14 protein-coding genes and 2 pseudogenes are annotated in these 17,095 nt (G+C 63.9%); 8 read left to right on the forward strand and 8 right to left on the reverse strand.

Going from position 1 to position 17,095, the window contains the following annotated elements; translation table 11 throughout:
• Positions 1 to 118: 118 nt before the first annotated feature.
• Positions 119 to 2,920 (reverse strand): ATP-dependent DNA helicase, encoded by a 2,802-nt coding sequence (locus PHAMO_RS02265; protein WP_002726004.1) that lies wholly within the window; start codon positions 2,918 to 2,920, stop codon positions 119 to 121.
• Between the two features lie 192 nt (positions 2,921 to 3,112).
• Here PHAMO_RS02265 and PHAMO_RS02270 point away from each other — a divergent pair, with 192 nt between their 5' ends.
• The 3 genes from PHAMO_RS02270 (at position 3,113) to PHAMO_RS02280 (ending at position 7,170) form a co-directional block, all read left to right on the forward strand.
• Positions 3,113 to 3,802 carry an ABC transporter ATP-binding protein gene (locus PHAMO_RS02270; protein ID WP_002726005.1) on the forward strand — a complete coding sequence of 230 codons (690 nt, stop codon included), beginning with the start codon at positions 3,113 to 3,115 and terminating at the stop codon, positions 3,800 to 3,802.
• On the forward strand, positions 3,799 to 6,345 hold the full coding sequence (locus PHAMO_RS02275) for an ABC transporter permease (RefSeq protein ID WP_002726006.1): 2,547 nt from the start codon (positions 3,799 to 3,801) through the stop codon (positions 6,343 to 6,345). The genes PHAMO_RS02270 and PHAMO_RS02275 overlap by 4 nt, the downstream gene beginning before the upstream one ends.
• 102 nt (positions 6,346 to 6,447) lie before the next feature.
• Positions 6,448 to 7,170, forward strand: a complete 723-nt coding sequence (locus tag PHAMO_RS02280) for a Bax inhibitor-1/YccA family protein (protein ID WP_002726008.1) — start codon at positions 6,448 to 6,450, stop codon at positions 7,168 to 7,170.
• Positions 7,171 to 7,259: 89 nt separating this feature from the next.
• On the opposite strand, the gene PHAMO_RS02285 is transcribed toward PHAMO_RS02280, so the two are convergent.
• Positions 7,260 to 8,255 (reverse strand): RluA family pseudouridine synthase, encoded by a 996-nt coding sequence (locus PHAMO_RS02285; RefSeq protein WP_002726010.1) that lies wholly within the window; start codon positions 8,253 to 8,255, stop codon positions 7,260 to 7,262.
• A 196-nt stretch (positions 8,256 to 8,451) separates the two neighbouring features.
• Here PHAMO_RS02285 and PHAMO_RS20345 point away from each other — a divergent pair.
• Both PHAMO_RS20345 and PHAMO_RS02290 read left to right on the forward strand, forming a co-directional pair.
• Positions 8,452 to 8,781 (forward strand): annotated as a pseudogene (locus PHAMO_RS20345) (PAS domain-containing protein); the annotation flags it as partial.
• A 165-nt stretch (positions 8,782 to 8,946) separates the two neighbouring features.
• A pseudogene (locus PHAMO_RS02290) lies at positions 8,947 to 10,614 on the forward strand (methyl-accepting chemotaxis protein); the annotation flags it as partial.
• Between the two features lie 21 nt (positions 10,615 to 10,635).
• Here PHAMO_RS02290 and PHAMO_RS02295 read toward each other — a convergent pair.
• From PHAMO_RS02295 to PHAMO_RS02315, 5 genes are all read right to left on the reverse strand, one after another.
• On the reverse strand, positions 10,636 to 11,538 hold the full coding sequence (locus tag PHAMO_RS02295) for a hypothetical protein (RefSeq protein ID WP_002726014.1): 903 nt from the start codon (positions 11,536 to 11,538) through the stop codon (positions 10,636 to 10,638).
• 40 nt (positions 11,539 to 11,578) lie between these two features.
• Positions 11,579 to 12,397: a cell envelope integrity EipB family protein gene (locus tag PHAMO_RS02300; RefSeq protein ID WP_002726016.1), complete on the reverse strand. Its 819-nt coding sequence runs from the start codon at positions 12,395 to 12,397 to the stop codon at positions 11,579 to 11,581.
• A 120-nt stretch (positions 12,398 to 12,517) separates the two neighbouring features.
• Complete coding sequence (locus PHAMO_RS02305) at positions 12,518 to 12,979, reverse strand: diheme cytochrome c (RefSeq protein ID WP_002726018.1); 462 nt, start codon at positions 12,977 to 12,979, stop codon at positions 12,518 to 12,520.
• Positions 12,980 to 12,990: 11 nt separating this feature from the next.
• Positions 12,991 to 13,848: a DUF1924 domain-containing protein gene (locus PHAMO_RS02310; protein WP_002726020.1), complete on the reverse strand. Its 858-nt coding sequence runs from the start codon at positions 13,846 to 13,848 to the stop codon at positions 12,991 to 12,993.
• Positions 13,845 to 14,135, reverse strand: coding sequence for a hypothetical protein (locus tag PHAMO_RS02315; RefSeq protein ID WP_002726022.1), 291 nt, complete (start codon positions 14,133 to 14,135; stop codon positions 13,845 to 13,847). The genes PHAMO_RS02310 and PHAMO_RS02315 overlap by 4 nt, the downstream gene beginning before the upstream one ends.
• A gap of 115 nt (positions 14,136 to 14,250) precedes the next feature.
• Here PHAMO_RS02315 and PHAMO_RS02320 point away from each other — a divergent pair, with 115 nt between their 5' ends.
• From PHAMO_RS02320 to PHAMO_RS02330, 3 genes are read left to right on the forward strand one after another with little or no spacing between them, the layout of a single operon-like run.
• A complete protein-coding gene (locus PHAMO_RS02320; protein WP_002726024.1) occupies positions 14,251 to 14,571 on the forward strand; it encodes a PepSY domain-containing protein in 321 nt (106 codons plus the stop codon).
• Positions 14,568 to 15,239 (forward strand): response regulator transcription factor, encoded by a 672-nt coding sequence (locus PHAMO_RS02325; protein WP_002726025.1) that lies wholly within the window; start codon positions 14,568 to 14,570, stop codon positions 15,237 to 15,239. The genes PHAMO_RS02320 and PHAMO_RS02325 overlap by 4 nt, the downstream gene beginning before the upstream one ends.
• Positions 15,240 to 15,246: 7 nt before the next feature.
• Positions 15,247 to 16,590, forward strand: a complete 1,344-nt coding sequence (locus PHAMO_RS02330; RefSeq protein WP_002726027.1) for an ATP-binding protein — start codon at positions 15,247 to 15,249, stop codon at positions 16,588 to 16,590.
• Positions 16,591 to 16,656: 66 nt separating this feature from the next.
• Here PHAMO_RS02330 and PHAMO_RS02335 read toward each other — a convergent pair whose 3' ends face one another.
• The gene (locus tag PHAMO_RS02335; RefSeq protein ID WP_002726028.1) at positions 16,657 to 16,965 is read right to left on the reverse strand and encodes a hypothetical protein; all 309 of its coding nucleotides are present in this window, start codon (positions 16,963 to 16,965) and stop codon (positions 16,657 to 16,659) included.
• Positions 16,966 to 17,095: the final 130 nt, after the last annotated feature.

Here is a 17,095-nt window from a genome sequence, read left to right on the forward strand (position 1 = left end):
AACGCCAGACCAGCGCCCCACAGCATCCAGCTCCATTTCGGAACTTTTCTGAAAAGAAGGTAGAAATATATTGGGAGTTACTTCAACAAAATAAATAGGGCGAAATCAAAAAATCGTCTCACCCCTGGCGAAAGAGGAAGGCGGCAGTACGTCTGACCGCCTCGGCCAGACCAACCCGCTCGGGAATAACGCCCTTGGGGAACGCACCGAACAGTCGGGACGGCATCATCGGATCGAGCAGCACGAACACGCCGTGATCGTCGGCGCGACGAACCAAACGGCCAAACGCCTGCTTCAGCCGCAGACGGGTAATGCGGTCGTCATAGAACCGCCCGCCGAAACAATCGCGCCGGGCACGGTGCAGGATATCGGGACGCGGCCAGGGCACCCGGTCGAACACGATCAGCCGCAGCGAACGGCCGGGCACGTCAACACCATCGCGCATCGCGTCGGTGCCCAACAGACAGGATTCCTGTTCGGCGCGGAAGATATCGACCAAGGTGGCGGTGTCCATCGCATCGACATGCTGGGCCAGCAGCGGCAGACCGGCATCTTCCAGCGGCCCACCGATGCGGCGATGCACCTCGCGCAGGCGCGAGATCGCGGTGAATAGGCCGAGACCGCCACCGCCCGCGGCCAGAAACAATTCGCGATAGGCCGCCGCGACCTGATCCATGTCATCCTTGCGGACATCGGTGACAATCAGGACGCGGGTGCTGGCGGGGTAATCGAAGGGCGAAGTCACCGCCGCCCGCAGCGGCGCAGAAGACAGATGAGAACCGCCGATCCGCCGTTCGGCGGCACGCCAATCGGCCTCTGGCTCGCCCGAGCCGTCGCGCAGCGTCGCCGAGGTGATCACGACCCCATGTGCCGGAGCCATCACGGCACGGGCAAAGGGAAAAGACGGGTCAAGCCAGTGGCGATGAAGTCCGATATCGACCTCGCGCCCCTCGATCCGCTCGACCGCCAGCCAATCGACATAACGGTCGGGATAAACAACGGGGTCCGCCTCATTCTTCGCCGTGTCCTGACTCGCTTCGGCGGCCTCTGGCGCACCGGCAAGAGTCGCCAGCATGTTCTTCCAACCGCCAAGCGGCATCACGACCCGGCGTTGGATGCCTCGACAAATCCCTTCGATCCGCGAGCGGGTCGAACTGTCCAGTTCAGCCGCCTCGTCGTCCAGCAGCGCGGCCAGAGCCTTCGCCAGCACTTGCAACGGCTGCTCCAACCCGACCAGCGCCGCCGCCAGTTGCTGCGCCGCAACCGCCAGCCCCTCGACCGGCGGCTGCGTCGCTGTCTCCAGGCTATAAGCGGAATCGGGAGCTTCGGAACGGGCCATCACCTGACGACGGACCTGAGCCAGGAAAATCTCGGCCGGGCCTTGCGGCTCCTCGACCGACAACCGCTGTACCCAGCCAGGGCCGGGCAGAAGACGAGCTGCGGCCAAAGCCTGATCCAGCGCCAAAGCCGCCTCTTCCGAACCACCGACCAGATCCTCGGCGCGGCGAGATAGACCTCGTGCCCGCGACCGCCCACCGTCACCTTCCGGTCCCAGCAGCCAGCGGCGCATTTCGACACCCTCCAGCCCGGTCAGGTGCATCGAAAAAGCCGAATCGGCAACATCGAAGACATGATGGCCTTCGTCGAAGACCAACCGGGTTGGCACCGCTCCGTCGTCCAGCCCGCCCAGCGCCGCCTGAATCATCACCAAAGCGTGGTTCGCGACCACGATGTCGGCACGACGGGCACGGCGCACCGCCCGCTCGATAAAGCATTTGCGATAATGAAAGCAGGCCGAGAACACACACTCGCCCCGCCGGTCGGTCAGCCCCAGCGTCGAGCCACGCCCCAACAAATCGACCAGCCATCCGGGAAAATCGCCCCCCACCATGTCGCCATCGCGAGTCGACCCGATCCAACGCGCCACCAAACCGACGGCAACAGCGGCACGAACATTGTCGCGCAGTGCGAATTCCTCGTAATTCAGCAGGCAGACGTAATTTTCGCGGCCTTTGCGGATCACCACCTTCCGGGCTTTCTCCACCGGATCGGGATAAAGCCGATCCAACTCGACATCGAGCTGGCGTTGCAGATTGCGGGTATGGGTCGAGATCCACACCGGCGCGCCGTTGCGCTCCGCCCACAGGCTGGCCGGAGCGATATAGCCCAGGGTCTTGCCGGTGCCGGTTCCCGCCTCGGCCAGAACCAGATGCGGCTCTCCCGCATCGTCACGGGGCAGGAACGCCTGCGATACCGCCGAAGCGTAATCGGCCTGCCCCGAACGCTGCTCTGCCCCCTCGCCCAGCATCGCCGCCAGCCGCGCCCGCGCCTCTGCCGGAGCGACCGGCAGCGATCCGGCCGGAGGCTCGGGAGCGGACTCGTTCCATTCCGGCAGTCGCTCCCACACCCGGATCGCGGCAATGCCGCGCCCGCCTTCCCCCTCAACCCCCAGAGCCGCCAGCACCGGCGCCCCCCAATTCCAACCGCCGCGCGCCATCATCCAGGCCAGACCGCGCACCTCGGCCACCCGGCGCGCCGAAGCGACAGCCAGACCGGCGGACAAATCCTCCAGCAGGCGGCGACAGGCGACCCGAAGCGTCTCGGCCTCGTCCTCGGGAGCGAGCGGTGTCAGCAACCCCAACGCCTCGGCCACGCCACGCGGGGTCGGCAAACAGAACCGAGCCGGACGGACGAAGGCGAACAGTTCCAGAATGTCATAGCGGTCGAAACGGTCGATCCGCAGCCGCGCCGCCACCGCCGGTCCATGACAAACCAACGGCATATCGCTCCGCGCCCGCTGTGCCGCCTGCGACGGTGAAAGGCGGAGACATTCCCCGTCGGTTTCAAGCAAAACGGATCCGCGCAGCCCGGCGACCAGCACCGGAACCTGGGGCATGAGGATACGGGGAGAGGCTGTCATCCCCCGAGATTACCCGGATGTTCCTGGTTTGTCACCTGAACCTCGGTCGCTCCGCTTCGGTTCATAGCCTCAATCGCCGGCGCTCACTCCGTTCGCTTGGCTTTCGCGCGGATGGCCGCGTTGATTGACTCCCGACAAGCATTCCCCATATCGCAATCTCCATCTTCCCGTTCAGAAAGTCCCCTCCCCGCCATGACCGACGCCGCCACTCCCGACCAACCGCTTGTCGTTCTGGACTCGGTCACCCTCAGCCTGAACGGGGCTGCTGGAAGGGTCGATATTCTGCGCGGGATCGATTTATCGGTCGCCGCGGGGGAAACCCTTGGCATTGTCGGCCCGTCCGGCTCGGGCAAATCGACCCTGCTGATGATCCTGGCCGGGCTGGAACGCCCAACCTCTGGACGTATCGCCGTCGCCGGGCAGGATTTCGCCGAACTGGACGAAGACGGACTGGCCCGGCTTCGTCGCGACCACATCGGCATCGTTTTCCAGGCGTTTCACCTGATCCCAACAATGACCGCGCTGGAAAACGTCGCGGTTCCCCTTGAACTGGCCGGACGCGCAGATGCCTTCGAAGTCGCCGCCGAGGCACTGGGGACGGTTGGGCTGGCGGCCAGACAGGGCCATTATCCTGGCCAGATGTCAGGCGGCGAGCAGCAGCGGGTTGCACTGGCCCGCGCCATCGTCGCCCGGCCCCGCCTCCTGCTGGCCGACGAACCGACCGGCAATCTTGACGGCGCGACTGGACGCGGCATCGTCGAACTAATGTTCGATCTGAACACCCGCCTCGGCACCACTCTCATTCTGGTCACCCACGATGACGGACTGGCGGCACGTTGCCATCGCACGGTTCGGGTCGAAGACGGTCGGATCGGCTCATGAGTACCCTCCGCCTCGCCATCCGGTTCGCGCTGCGTGAAATACGAGGCGGCCTGAAGGGTTTCCGCCTTCTAGTTGCCTGTCTGGCCCTCGGGGTAGCGGCGATCGCCGCCGCAGGCAGCCTGCGCGCCGCATTCGAAACCGCCCTTTCCGAGCAATCCCGCACCCTGATCGGTGGCGACCTTGCCTTTGCCCAACCAGCCCAGCCGCCTGGACCGGAACAGATGGCAATGCTGTCCTCGATGGGGGCGGTCACCAGTGGAATCGAGATGCGAGGAATGGCCTCGCTCGATGGCAACCGCGACCGCACCCTGGTCGAAGTCAAGGGCGTCGATTCCGCCTATCCCCTGATCGGACAGGTCGAACTGTCGCCCGCGCTGCCGCTGGCCGAAGCCCTGGCCCTCCGCAATGGCCGGTGGGGTGCCGTTGCCGATCCCAACCTTCTCAGCCGGTTGGGACTATCGCCCGGAGACCGGCTTCACCTGGGCGATGCCGAACTTGAAGTCCGCGCCATTCTGGTGCGCGAACCCGACCGTATCGCCAACGCGATGGGCTTTGGTCCACGCCTGATGGTCGCCGACGATGCCTTGACCGAAACCGGACTTGTCCGCCCCGGCAGTCTGATCCGCCACACCGTGCGGGTAGCGCTATTCCCAGGAAACGATGCCGCCGACGTGCGCCATTTGTTGGCAGAGCGCTTTCCCGACGCACCCTGGCAGATCCGCGACACGGCGGAACCGGCACCGGGTCTCGGCCGCTTTCTCGACACCGTGGCGGCATTCATGACTCTGGTTGGGCTGACCGCATTGCTGGTCGGAGGCATCGGCGTCGCCAATGCCGTTCGCGCTTATCTCGACAGCCGCACCGACACCATCGCCACCCTGAAATGCCTGGGCGCTCCCGCACGGCTGATCCTTGCCACCTATCTTCTGCTGGTCGGCCTGATGGCGGGACTCGGCATCCTGATCGGACTGACCCTGGGCGCGGCTCTGGTGCCGCTGGCGATCGCCTTCGCCGGAGACGCCCTCCCCCTTCCCGCCAAAGCCGGACTGTTCCCCGCCCCTCTGGCCGTCGCCGCTGGATTCGGTGTGCTGTCGGCGCTGGTGTTCACCCTGGCTCCATTGGGCCGTGCCCGTCGTGTCCCCGCCGCGATGCTGTTTCGCCAGCGGATCGCGCCGAACGGCTCTGTCGCCGGATTATGGTCCGACCGCCCCACATTGCTGGCGCTGGGGCTGGCCTCGGCAGGGCTGGCTGCGTTGACAGTGCTGTCCTCGGGCAGCAAGCCGCTGGCCGCCGGGTTCGTCGTCGTCGCCATCGCCGTCCTCGCGCTGTTCCGCGCTCTGGCCTGGGCATTATCGTATGTCGCCGCGCTGGCGACCACCCGCCACGGCAGACTGATCGGGCCGGAATGGCGAATGGCGTTAGCCAACCTCCACCGCCCAGGCTCGGCAGTGGTGGGAATGGTGCTGTCGCTGGGATTGGGATTGTCGGTGCTGGTGACAATCGCGCTGGTCGAAGGCAATCTGGCCGACCAGTTTGGCCGCCGCCTGCCCCACGTCGCCCCCAGTTATTTCTTCATCGACGTTCAGCCCGATCAGGTCGAACCTTTACGGCAGACCGTCGCCGCTACCGATCCCTCCGCGATATTAGAGACCGCGCCGATGGTGCGGGGCCGGATCAGCGCAATCAAGGGCGTCCCGATCGAGGCCGCTCATGTTGCTCCCGATGTCGCCTGGGCAGCACGGGGCGATCGCGGCCTGTCCACCGCGATCGTGCCGCCGCCGGGCACCCGGCTGGCCAAGGGAACGTGGTGGCCTGCCGATTATAACGGCCCACCGCTGGTTTCGGTTGATCGCACCGTGGCAAAAGGATTTGGCATCTCGGTCGGCGACCGCGTTGGGCTGAACGTATTGGGGCGAGAGATCGAGGCCGAAGTCGCCTCATTGCGAGACATCGATTGGAGCAGCCTGTCGATGAATTTCGCGTTCCTGATCTCGCCGGGGGCGCTGGACGGCGCTCCCTATACCGTGATCGCCACCTTGCGCGGCGGCAGTGGCAACGATCTTGCCATTGAAAAGGCGGTCACCGACCGCCTGCCTAACATCTCGGCGATCCGGGTCAAGGAAGCGCTGGAGACGGCGCGGAACGTCATCAATCAGGCCGATCTGGCGGTACGAGCCGCAGCAGCGGTTACCCTGGCCGCCGGAGCGATGGTTCTGGCCGGAGCGGTGATGGCCGGTCACCGCCGCCGGGTCTGGGAATCTGTGGTGTTGAAAGTACTGGGAGCCTCCCGTGCCCAAATCCGCCGCGCCTATCTGATCGAATTCGGCCTGATCGGTTTAGGAACCGGGCTGGCGGCGGCGGCGGTCGCTCAGGGCGCATCTTGGGCGTTGCTGTCGCTGGTGATGAAGATGAACTGGGTCTTCCTGCCCGGCCTGACGATCTCCACCCTGGCCGGATGCATGGTCGCCGCCTTGATCGCAGGCTATGCTGGAACTTGGCAGGCATTGCGGGTCAAGGCCGCGCCGCTCCTGCGAGAGGAATAGTGCCGACGATGTAAACGGTGTATGCAATTACCGTAACTTGATTCGTTTTGAGACTCGCCCATATTTAGGCCAGGATCAACCTCACCCGTCAAAGGAACGACAATGTCCTTCGGAACAGACCGCAGATATATGACCCCCGCCCAGGCCCAGGCGGCCCAGATCGATGTGGGCCTGCGGCAGTACATGCTCCGGGTCTACAATTACATGGCCTCGGGGCTGGCCTTGACCGGTATCGTCGCCTTGTTGGTGGCCTCGACCCCCGTGTTGACCCAGGCCATCTTCGGCACCCCGCTGAAGTGGGTGGTGATGCTGGCCCCGATCGGCTTCGTGTTCTTCCTCAGCGCCCGAATCGAACACATTCGGGGGACGACCGCCTCGGCCCTGTTCTGGGTCTTCGCGGCGCTGATGGGTGCCTCGCTGTCGTCGGTGTTCCTGATCTACACCGGCGCCTCGGTGGCGCGGACCTTCTTCATCACCGCTGCCGCTTTCGCCGCCCTTAGCCTGTACGGCTACACGACCAAGAAGGATCTGTCGGGCCTCGGCAGCTTCCTGTTCATGGGTGTGATCGGCCTGCTGATCGCTGGCATCGTCAACATCTTCCTGCAAAGCACGATGATGCAGTTCGTCATCTCGGCCGCAGGCGTGCTGATCTTCGCCGGTCTGACGGCCTTCGACACCCAGCGCATCAAGGAAATGTATTGGGAAGGCGCTAATTACGGCGACGCTGGCACCAAGACGGCGGTGATGGGTGCTCTGTCCCTGTACATGGACTTCATCAACATGTTCACCTTCCTGCTCCAGCTGTTCGGCGAACGTCGCGAGTAGCCGGAGACCGGGCAACCGGACATAACGAAGGCCCCTCCCGCACGGGAGGGGCCTTTTTTATTTGGTCGCACCCAGGATAGAAGCGTGGATCAGTCTACTTCAAACGCATCGAAAGGAGCGCCGGCGCTGACCTCGGTAAAACCGAACAGGTCGAACCCGGTCTTGAAATGAGCTGGCAATGGCGCGACCACCTCCAGCCGTTTGCCGGTGCGGGGATGGGGCAGCCGCAACGCTCTTGCGTGCAGATGCAGCTTGCGCGACAGGCCGAAGCCCTCGATCATCGCGTCCTTGCCGCCATATTTGCCGTCGCCCAGAATAGGGGTGCCAAGCAGCAGGCAATGCGCCCGCAGTTGGTGGGTCCGGCCGGTACGGGGTTCCATCTCCAGCCACGCGGCACGCTTCAGCGCAGAATCGACGATTCGGTAATACGTGACGGCGTGACGACCATCTTCCTCGTCCACCCCCATCTTCTCGACGCCTTTTCCGCCCAGCTTGCCCAGCGGCGCGTCGATACGACCCTGGCGCAACTTGGGCACGCCCGCGACCAATGCCCAATAGCATTTCTGGGCCGAACGGCTTTTGAACAGGGCTGCCAGCTTGGCGGTGGCTCCGACCGAGCGGCCAAGCAGCAATACGCCCGAAGTGTCCTTGTCGAGGCGATGGACCAGACGCGGCCGGTCGGGCGCGTCGAAGCGCAACACATCCAACATCGCGTCGAGATGGTTGTCGGCCATGCCGGTGCCGCCCTGAACAGCCAGACCCGGCGGCTTATTGAGAACGATAACGTCGTCATCGATATACAGAACGGCGTCGCGCAGCGCACGGGCGGTGCGCTCATCGACCGTCGGACGCGGAGCCTGAACCACCGGCGCCGGTCCAACCGGCAGCGGCGGCACGCGCACCTTCTGTCCGGTGCTCAGGCGCTGGCTGGCCTTAACCCGGCCCCCATCGACCCGCACCTGCCCGGTGCGCAGCCACTTTTCCAGCAGCCCATGGCTGACGGTGGGGAAATGGCGTTTAAACCAGCGATCGACGCGGATATCCGCGTCGTCGGGTGATACGGTGAGGATGCTAACTTCGGTCATGGCTGCGAGCTATATCAGGCGGCGGCCGCGCCGCCAAGGCAGTCACAATGTTGACCGCTGATTTCGAGAATGGCATTGATTTTCATACTAACCAAGGTCATATGCAAGGTGCTTATGCAGAGGGTCTCCCGTATGCCCTTGCCGGGAACCTCATTGAAACGTCCCCCTCTAATGACACGACGGAAGGTTCTTTCCGATGCGCGATAATGGTCCCGTGACGAATCATGAGATCGAGCTGAACGAAGACGATCTCCTCGTGTCAAAGACCGATCCCGGCGGACGGATCACCTTCGTCAACAAGGCCTTCGTCGATATCAGCGGCTTTACCGAAGACGAGTTGATCGGCTCGCCTCATAATCTTGTCCGCCACCCCCACATGCCGAAAGAAGCCTTTGCCGACATGTGGCAGACGATCAAGTCCGGGCGGCCATGGGAAAGCTTCGTCAAGAACCGGACCAAGACCGGCGATTTCTATTGGGTCCGCGCCAACATCACGCCGATCGTCGAGCGGAATCAGGTAACCGGTTTTATCTCGATTCGCTCGAAACCATCGCGCCAACAGGTCGCTGCCGCCGAACGCGCCTATGAAATGTTCCGCACCGGCAACGCCAAAGGAATGGCGATTCAGGACGGGCGGGTTGTGTCCCGTCGCTTGTCCGGGCGAATCGATCGTCTGCGCAACAGCATTGCCGGACGCCTGGGGGCGGTACTGGGAACCCTGGGACTGCTGATTTTGCTGATCGGCGGGATGGGCACTTTTGGGATGCGGAGCAATCACCTCGACCTCGAAGAAGTCTATCACGGCAATACAGAAACCGCGATCGCCCTGGCCGATCTGGCCAATCAGATGCAAGACAGCCATGTCCAACTGACCCTGGCCACGATGGAGCTTCTGAGCGGCTATCAGCAAGCCCCGGTCGGTAACCGGCTTGCCAAGATTGAAGCCAACATCGCCGATAACACCAATCGCTGGAACAGCGTCACTGCAAAAATGAATTCTTCGGCAGAGGAAAAGCGGCTGATCGTCAAATTCGCCCAAGCCCGCGAAGATTTACGGCGGGAAGCCGTTGCCCCCGCTTTGGCTCTGGCCGCCAAAGGCGACAGTCAGGCCCTGGCCGAAGTAATGGTCTCGAAACTGGTTCCCAAATTCAATGCGACCCGAGACGTTCTGACCGAACTGATTGACTACCAGAAGATCGATGCCGCCTCGGCCTATGCCGCCGCAGACATCCGCTCCACCCGGCTCGGTCTGGCAGTTATAATTGCAATGATTGTATCTATTGGACTGTCGGTCGTACTGGGACTCTGGCTGATACGCACCGTACGACGGCCGATGACCGAGATGGAGCGTCATTTCGACGCCATCGCAGGCGGTAATCTCACCCACAACATCCCTCCGGCCAGCGTCGAGGAATTCAACCAGTTGAGTTCGCTACTGCGGGCGCTAAAGGCCAAGCTGGGCTATAGCCAACTGGAAAAAGCCGAGCTTGACCGCCAATCAGAAGAAATTCGTCATGCCGAGTTGAATCGCGTCGCCAACTCGCTGGAAGAACGGGTCAAGGGTGTGGTCGATCTGATCGAGATCTCGTCCGGGTCTTTGCTCGGCAATGCCCAAACCCTGTCCCACAATGCCGAGCAGACGATGGTCCAGTCTGGCAACGTTACCTCAATGACCAATCAGGTCACGTCGAACGTCCAGGCGGTTTCGGCCGCCACCCATGAACTTTCGTCCTCGGTCTCAGAGATTTCCCGCCAGGTCACCCACGCCGCCAGCATCGCCAGCGATGCCGTGCGTCAGGCCAGCGAGACCGACCAGATGGTCCAAGGACTGGCCGAAGCCGCACAGAAGATCGGCGAAGTGGTCAAGCTGATCAACGACATTGCGGCCCAGACTAATCTGCTCGCGCTGAACGCCACGATCGAGGCGGCTCGGGCCGGAGAAGCGGGCAAGGGCTTTGCCGTCGTCGCGGGCGAGGTCAAGCACCTCGCCAACCAGACATCGCGCGCCACCGAGGATATCGGGCTTCAGGTCACCGAAATCCAGAACGAGACCAAGGCGGCAGTGTCGGCCATCCGCTCGATCTCTGGAACAATCGAGAATATTAGTGAATTGTCGTCGGCCATCGCCGCCGCCGTCGAGGAACAGGGTGCCGCCACCAGCGAAATCGCTCGCTCGGTCCAGCAGGCAGCCCAAGGCACCGCCGCCGCCGCCGAAAATGTCGAGCAGGTCGCGGCCGCCGCCGAAGAAACCAAGCTGATGTCCGATCAGGTGTTCGGTGCCGCCACCGGCCTACAGCAGGCGTCCGACCAACTCGCCCGCGAAGTGGCTGGGTTCATCTCGGAAATCCGCACCGCATAAGAGTAAAGGCTCGTCTTCCCCCTATGCGGGGGGCAGACGAGCCAGACTGTCACGCAGAACCTCAAGTTGGGCCTCAACCGAGGCGGCCTGATCTGTCAGGCCGAGGCTGGTCAGGATTGCCGACAGGCTTTCCAGGGTCAGCACCAGAGACGGCACCGCCGCCAGTGGGTTGTCAGGGACCAAGGCGTGGAGCAGATCGACCGCCTCCAACGCTGAGGCCAACCCCTCCTCCGCCTTACCGACACGATGCCGACAACCGGCCAAATTGCCTAGGGACTGGGCGAGCAGCAGGCGGAAGCCGCCAGCTTCGGTCTGGGTCAGCAAACGGGCCAGACCGACCGCTTCCTCGGCCAGAACCAGAGCCAACGCCGCCTCGTCACGCCCGGCCGCCGCGTTCGACGCCTGCACCAGGGTCAAAGATAGAATCTGCACCGCGGGAGCTGGCGGCGCCTCGCCGAACAGGTCCAGCGTCAACCGGCGCATCCGCACCGCCAGATCCCAGTGCCCAATCTCGGAGAACGCCAGCGCCGCGCGGTGCAGCGCCTCGATCATCGGGCCGAGATAAGGCTGCCCGGCCGCGCCGCCCTGGCGGAAGATATCGGCGGCCTCCGCCAACCCTTCCCCCGCCTGAACGACATCGCCTTGCCGCAGCCACCCCCCGGCGCGGTTGATCTGAGCCGACACCAGCACATAGCGGGCGGAATCGGGAGAATCGACCATCGCCAGTTTGGCGGCCTCGACCGCTTCGTCGGAAACCACCAGCGCCTCGTCTAGCCGATCAAGCCCGTACAGCCGCCCGGCCAGATCGTTCAAAGCCGAAGCCAGCGTTTTCGGTGCCGCCGTCGGATCGGCACGACAGGAGGCTACGGCTGTACGCAGAAACTCGATATCCGCTTCTGCGGACCCGTTGGGAGAAGAGACCACCGGACAGACTCCTTAATTTCTCGGACGATGGAGGCGGCCCTCAGCAATGCGGGCGCGGCAACGACTCGATCGATTCGAGCTGGCCGCGCAGGCTGAAGGTCCGGAATATCTGCTCGATATCCTGGGCCACTCCATTGGCGTGATAGGTCAGCGACATTTCGAATTCCGGCAAGGGGTCGTGGCTGCCGGTGGGGAAGAACGCCATCCGCATCGGCCATGCCGGAGAATTCAACAACGGGCTGGACGCTACCGCCGGTGGCGACGGTGGCGTCGCCACCACCCGCCCGATACGAGCGCTGGTCTCGAACGGCCCTTCGTCGCCCTGACCATCGAACAGCGGCCGCGTCAACGACAGCCCTCCCCGTTCGGCCAAGGCCAACAGGTTAATGGTGTGCGCGGTCGGGAACAGCGTGCCCTTCGGCAGGCGAACGACATGAGCCTCGGGCCGGGTGAAGCGGGCCGTGCCGCCTTGGCCGCGCCCGTTCAGTTTCGCGGTGCCTTCGACTTCCTCGACGACCTGACCATCCCGGATCTGACGGACGCGGAAGCGATAGCGCAGCCCATCCTTGGACTCCCATCCCAGGAAATCGGTGGTGGTCTCGACCTGACCACCCTCGGAATAGGAATAGGTGATCGCCAACCGAAATTCAGTTACCCAGCCGTCGCAGGTGTTATTGAACTGATAGGTCCACACACCCCCGGCATTGGCCATGCCGCTACCGGAACGGGCGGTGGACAGCCCCATCCGATAGGTCGCGCGGTGGGATTCCAACTCGGCTGGAAACGCTTGCGCCACCGAGGCAAACGGCAACACCCCGGCGACCATACCCGCCAAGACCAATCCACGACACCGTCTCATCCGTGCCCTCCGGGGGAAAACAGGCCTCAGTATACACTGCCGGCGTCCGGGAGCCAGAACGGTCACTCTGTATTTGCGCGCAACCCTGCCCCTCTCCAGGCAGAATCGCACGCAACCGAATCAGTCTTCCTCATAATCGCCACGCTCGGCCCGCTTATGGCAGGCGGGGCAGTTGGATTTCGCCTTCACCTCGGGCCTGGCCCACTCCGATTCCGGGAAATCGTGCTTACGCAAAAACGCCGGATTCTCGGTAATTCGCTGCGGTGTCCCCCCCGGTGCGACCCAGCGGAGAAAGCGTCCGGCGACCTTGCCGCCAACACGATCGGCCGCTCCGTCTTCCAGTACCCGGCGGATATGAGCGGCTTTGTCGGGAGCCATCGCGGCGGATTCACCGAAATGGTTGTCCAGGGTATCCATCATCCGCGCCCATGACCGAGCCGGAAGGAAATCGGGCTGAAAGGCCATATGGCACTCTCCACACGCTTTAAGAGTTACCGGGTCGGTCAGGGGCGCAACCCGGTCGGCCAAGGCCGGGGCAGTCAGCGACAAGAGCAGCCCCGCCCCCACGACGATCGATCTCATGGTCTAATTCCTTATTTAGAGGCCAGAAAGGTGATGAAGTCGCCCCGGTCGCGGGCAGAGCATTCGCGACCCAACACCGTCTTGCAATCGCGGTTGAAACGCTCCTCGACCTTTTCGGCATCGGTAAAACGCTTCGGGTTGGCCGACACCGCCGCCGGGGCGATCTCACGTCCGGTCTTGGCATGGCGGCCGGGCCGGGTCGGATCGTCGGTGTGGCAGGTGGCGCAGGACGGGAAATCTGGATTGACGGTATTGCGCGCCCGGTAGATCTGTTCACCCCGCGCCGCCGAAAAGCCGCCGAAAGTCCCGTCTGCTGCCTTTGCCGCAGCGGCATAGGTCGCCAGGATCGCATCGCGGGCAGGATCGACGGCATAAGCCGGCGAAGCCGCCACAAGTCCAAGCAGAACCAGCATCGGCACGACTGAAGGACGGATCGTACTCAGCACCTTCTCGCGCAGCCGCTTCCCCTGGAAGACCCAGGCGACCAGCACGGCATGGGCAGGGATCAGCCACAAACCGCCCTCGGATAGTCCTTCGTGCAGATCCTCGACTGAGGTCACCGCATCGGCGACCACTCCAGACAAGGCGGCGGCTCCAACCATCGTCATCAAGATACCTCCCATCCAGATCATCAGGCGCGACCGCCCAGGACGCACCAGGGCCAACGGCCCGCGCGGTGTTCCGATCGCTGCCAGTCCCAGCCGCAGCGCCACGGCGATCAACACCCAGTAGCCCGCGAAGACATGCATGCGGTACGTATCTTCGTCAGCGGTAAGCCAGGCGACCAGGAAGCCCCCGGCCAGGGCGGCGTGCCACAGCCGGAGCGCGGGCAATTCCCAACGTCCGGGACCGGAGCGGGGGGCGTTCATTTACGCCCGTCCCGGTCGCCCGAGTCGCGGCGGTCGTGGTGACGCCCGTGGTGATCGTCGTCATCATCGTCATCGTCATGATGCGAGCGGCGAGATTTGGTCTGGTCCGACGCCTTGCCGCCGCGATCGGCCGGAAGATAGCCGGTATCGACCGAAGCTAAGGGAGCCGACTGAATCGTGGCGGGAGCGGCACCGCTTCCGGTCTGGGCCGAAGCGGAATAGACAGAGGCGGCAGTCGCGACGATCGCCGCCGCACCCAGTCCTTGCAGGATCATCTTGCCAAGCATTGCGGTTCTCCTTGTCCGCGGTGTGAACTAGAGCGACCATAGGCTTGGCAGGCTGAACCATCGGTGACGGATCGGTTCATGCCTGGTTCATGGCGAGGAGCTTAAGGGTTGGTCCATGAAAGCAATTTTTGCCCTTCTGCTGGCGATGACGCTACTGACGGCCTCGCCGGTTCGCGCAGAGGGTCACGGCCGCGACCACGACGATGAGCATGATTGGGTTCGCCGCTCGGTCCTGGCCGGAGAAATCATGCCACTGGCGAAGATTCTCGACCGCGTTGACCGCGAGTTCGGGGGCGAGTTGATCGAAGCCGAACTGGACGACCACCATGGCCGCCCGGTTTACGAGATCAAGCTGATCGGCCGCGACGGGAGGATGCGCAAGCTGCTCTATGACGCTGCGGACGGCACTTTGTTGAAGAGCAAGGAGCGGCGATGAGGGTCCTGGTGGTCGAGGACGAACCGCAATTAACGCTGCGACTGGAACAGGCGCTGGAAGCTGCCGGTCTGGTCGTCGATACCGCCTATGACGGAGAAGAGGGGTGGTTCCTCGGCGATACAGAACCCTATGACGCTGCCGTGCTCGATCTCGGCCTGCCCAAGCTCGATGGGGTCAGTATCCTAAGCCGCTGGCGAGGTGCCGGGCGGACCCTGCCGGTCCTGGTGCTGACCGCCCGCAACCGCTGGGCCGAAAAAGCAGCCGCCTTCGCCGCCGGAGCCGACGATTACGTCACCAAACCATTCGAGATGGAAGAGGTGGTGGCCCGCATCCGCGCTCTGATCCGCCGCGCCGCCGGTCACGCATCCCCCGAAATCGTATGCGGGCCGCTGCGGCTCGATACTTTGGGCGGACGGGTCAGCCTGGACGGTATGCCGGTCACGTTGACGGCGCAGGAATTCCGTATCCTCTCCTACCTCGCCCATCACCAGGGCCGGGTGGTTGGGCGCTCCGAATTGTCCGAACATGTTTATGATCGCGACGCCGACCCTGAATCCAACGTCATCGACGTTCTGGTCGCACGGATCAGACGCAAGCTGGGAATCGAGCTGATCCATACCTTGCGTGGCCAGGGCTGGCGGCTGCAACCTCCCGCCGATGCCGGATAAGCCGGAGATGAGCAGTTCCCGGTCGCTCCGGTCACGCCTGATCCTGGGGGCGGCGCTATGGCTGGTTCTGGCGATGGCGCTGGGGGGCTGGATTCTCGGCAACGCCTTCAGCAACGCCGTCGAAGCCAGCTTCCACGAACGGCTAAGAGCGCATTTGCGAGCGCTGGCGGCGGTGGTAGAGATCAACTCCGCCGGCACGGTCGGCGTCGGGCGCCCCGTCGGCGAGCCTCGATTCGACCTGCCTTATTCCGGCTGGTATTGGCAGGTCTCGGACGGAGAGACGGTGCGGGCACGCTCCCGTTCGTTGTGGGATTTCGCCCTGCCCGTCTCCACTCCCGCCACCGAGGGCGTGGTCCTGTTCCGCCAAGACATCGGCCCACGGGGCGAGGCGCTGGAAACCGCCGAGCGCGATCTGGTCTTTCCCGGCAGCGAGCGCCTGCTTCACCTGTCAGTTTCGGCCAGCCGCCAAGAAGTCGATAACGAGGTGCGCGGCTTCAATCTGCTGTTGACCCTGGCGCTGGGAGGGTTGGGGGTAGGATTGATTGCGGCGGTCGCGCTTCAGGTCGGCTACGGGCTGCGCCCACTCGGACAATTGGCCCTGGCGTTGGACAACCTGCGCCAGCGCGGCGGACGGCTGCACGGGCACTATCCGCGCGAAGTCGCGCCCCTGGTCGCGGCAGTGAACGAAGTGCTCGATCACGACGAACGGATGATCGCCCGCGCCCGCACCCATGTCGGCAACCTTGCCCATGGGCTGAAGACCCCGCTGGCGGTGATCGAGGCCGAACTGGGAGCCTCCCAGCCCGACCGCGCCGTTCTGTCAGGCCAGATCGCACGGGTCAACCGGCTGATCGATGTCCATCTGTCGCGTGCCCGCGCCGAGGCGGCTCCGTCCGGCAGTCTCGCCGCCCGTGTCGCGGTGGCCGAGGTCGCCGCCGAGATCAAAGCGGCGCTGGTGCGGATTCACGCCGGACGCGACCTTTCCATCGAATTGGAATGCGCCGCCGACGCTCTGGCTCCGATCGCTCGCGACGATCTCGCCGAAATCCTCGGCAATCTGATGGATAATGCCTGCAAGTGGACAACACGGCGGGTAAAGGTCACTGCTACCGCGACCTCTCTGACCGTCGAGGATGACGGGCGCGGTCTCTCGCCAGAAGAAAGCGAGATCGCGACCCAACGCGGTGCCCGCCTCGACGAATCGGCTCCCGGCTCGGGCCTGGGGCTGGCGATTGTCGCCGATCTGGCGGCATTGTCCGGCCTGGAATTGGGATTTGGACGGTCGGATTGGGGGGGGCTGAAAGTTACGTTGAGTTGGGCCGACCGCCGCCGCAATGGCAGCCGGTCATGATGCCCCGGTCCTCTCCGGCGCGACAGCCCTTCCCCAGGGCACCGCGCCGGAACGGACCTTATGGGACTACTTGCGCTCGGCCCCGTCTTTCGCAACCTTGGCCTGAACGTTCGCCAGGGTGCCCTTCAGGCTCTCGATCGCCGGCGGCAAAGCGTCAACCGCCTTCTGCCCAAGCTCGACAGCCTTCAACGTACCTGCGTTCAGAGCGTCTTTGACTGCCGGAGCCTTCTTCGACAGTTCATCCGCGGCTTTCTGACCCAGGGCCTGAAGTTCTCCGGCCGCCTTCACCGCCCGCTCCTTGTACTCCGGATGCTCGACCAACGCCTGGTTCAGGGCGTCGGACGCCTTCTTCTTGAGATCCGAAAACAGACCCATCTGATTCCCCTCTTGATGAACCCAAATCCCCGATGTGTGGAAAACCCGCACATCTCCATTGTCACCATAGCGCCAGCGCCCGGCTTCAGGCAATGGTTGGCACGACCTGATCGGCGGGGTTCTGTCAAGA

Origin of the sequence: Magnetospirillum molischianum DSM 120 (genome assembly GCF_000294655.1) — a bacterium.
GTDB classification, from domain to species: Bacteria; Pseudomonadota; Alphaproteobacteria; order Rhodospirillales; family Magnetospirillaceae; genus Phaeospirillum; species Phaeospirillum molischianum.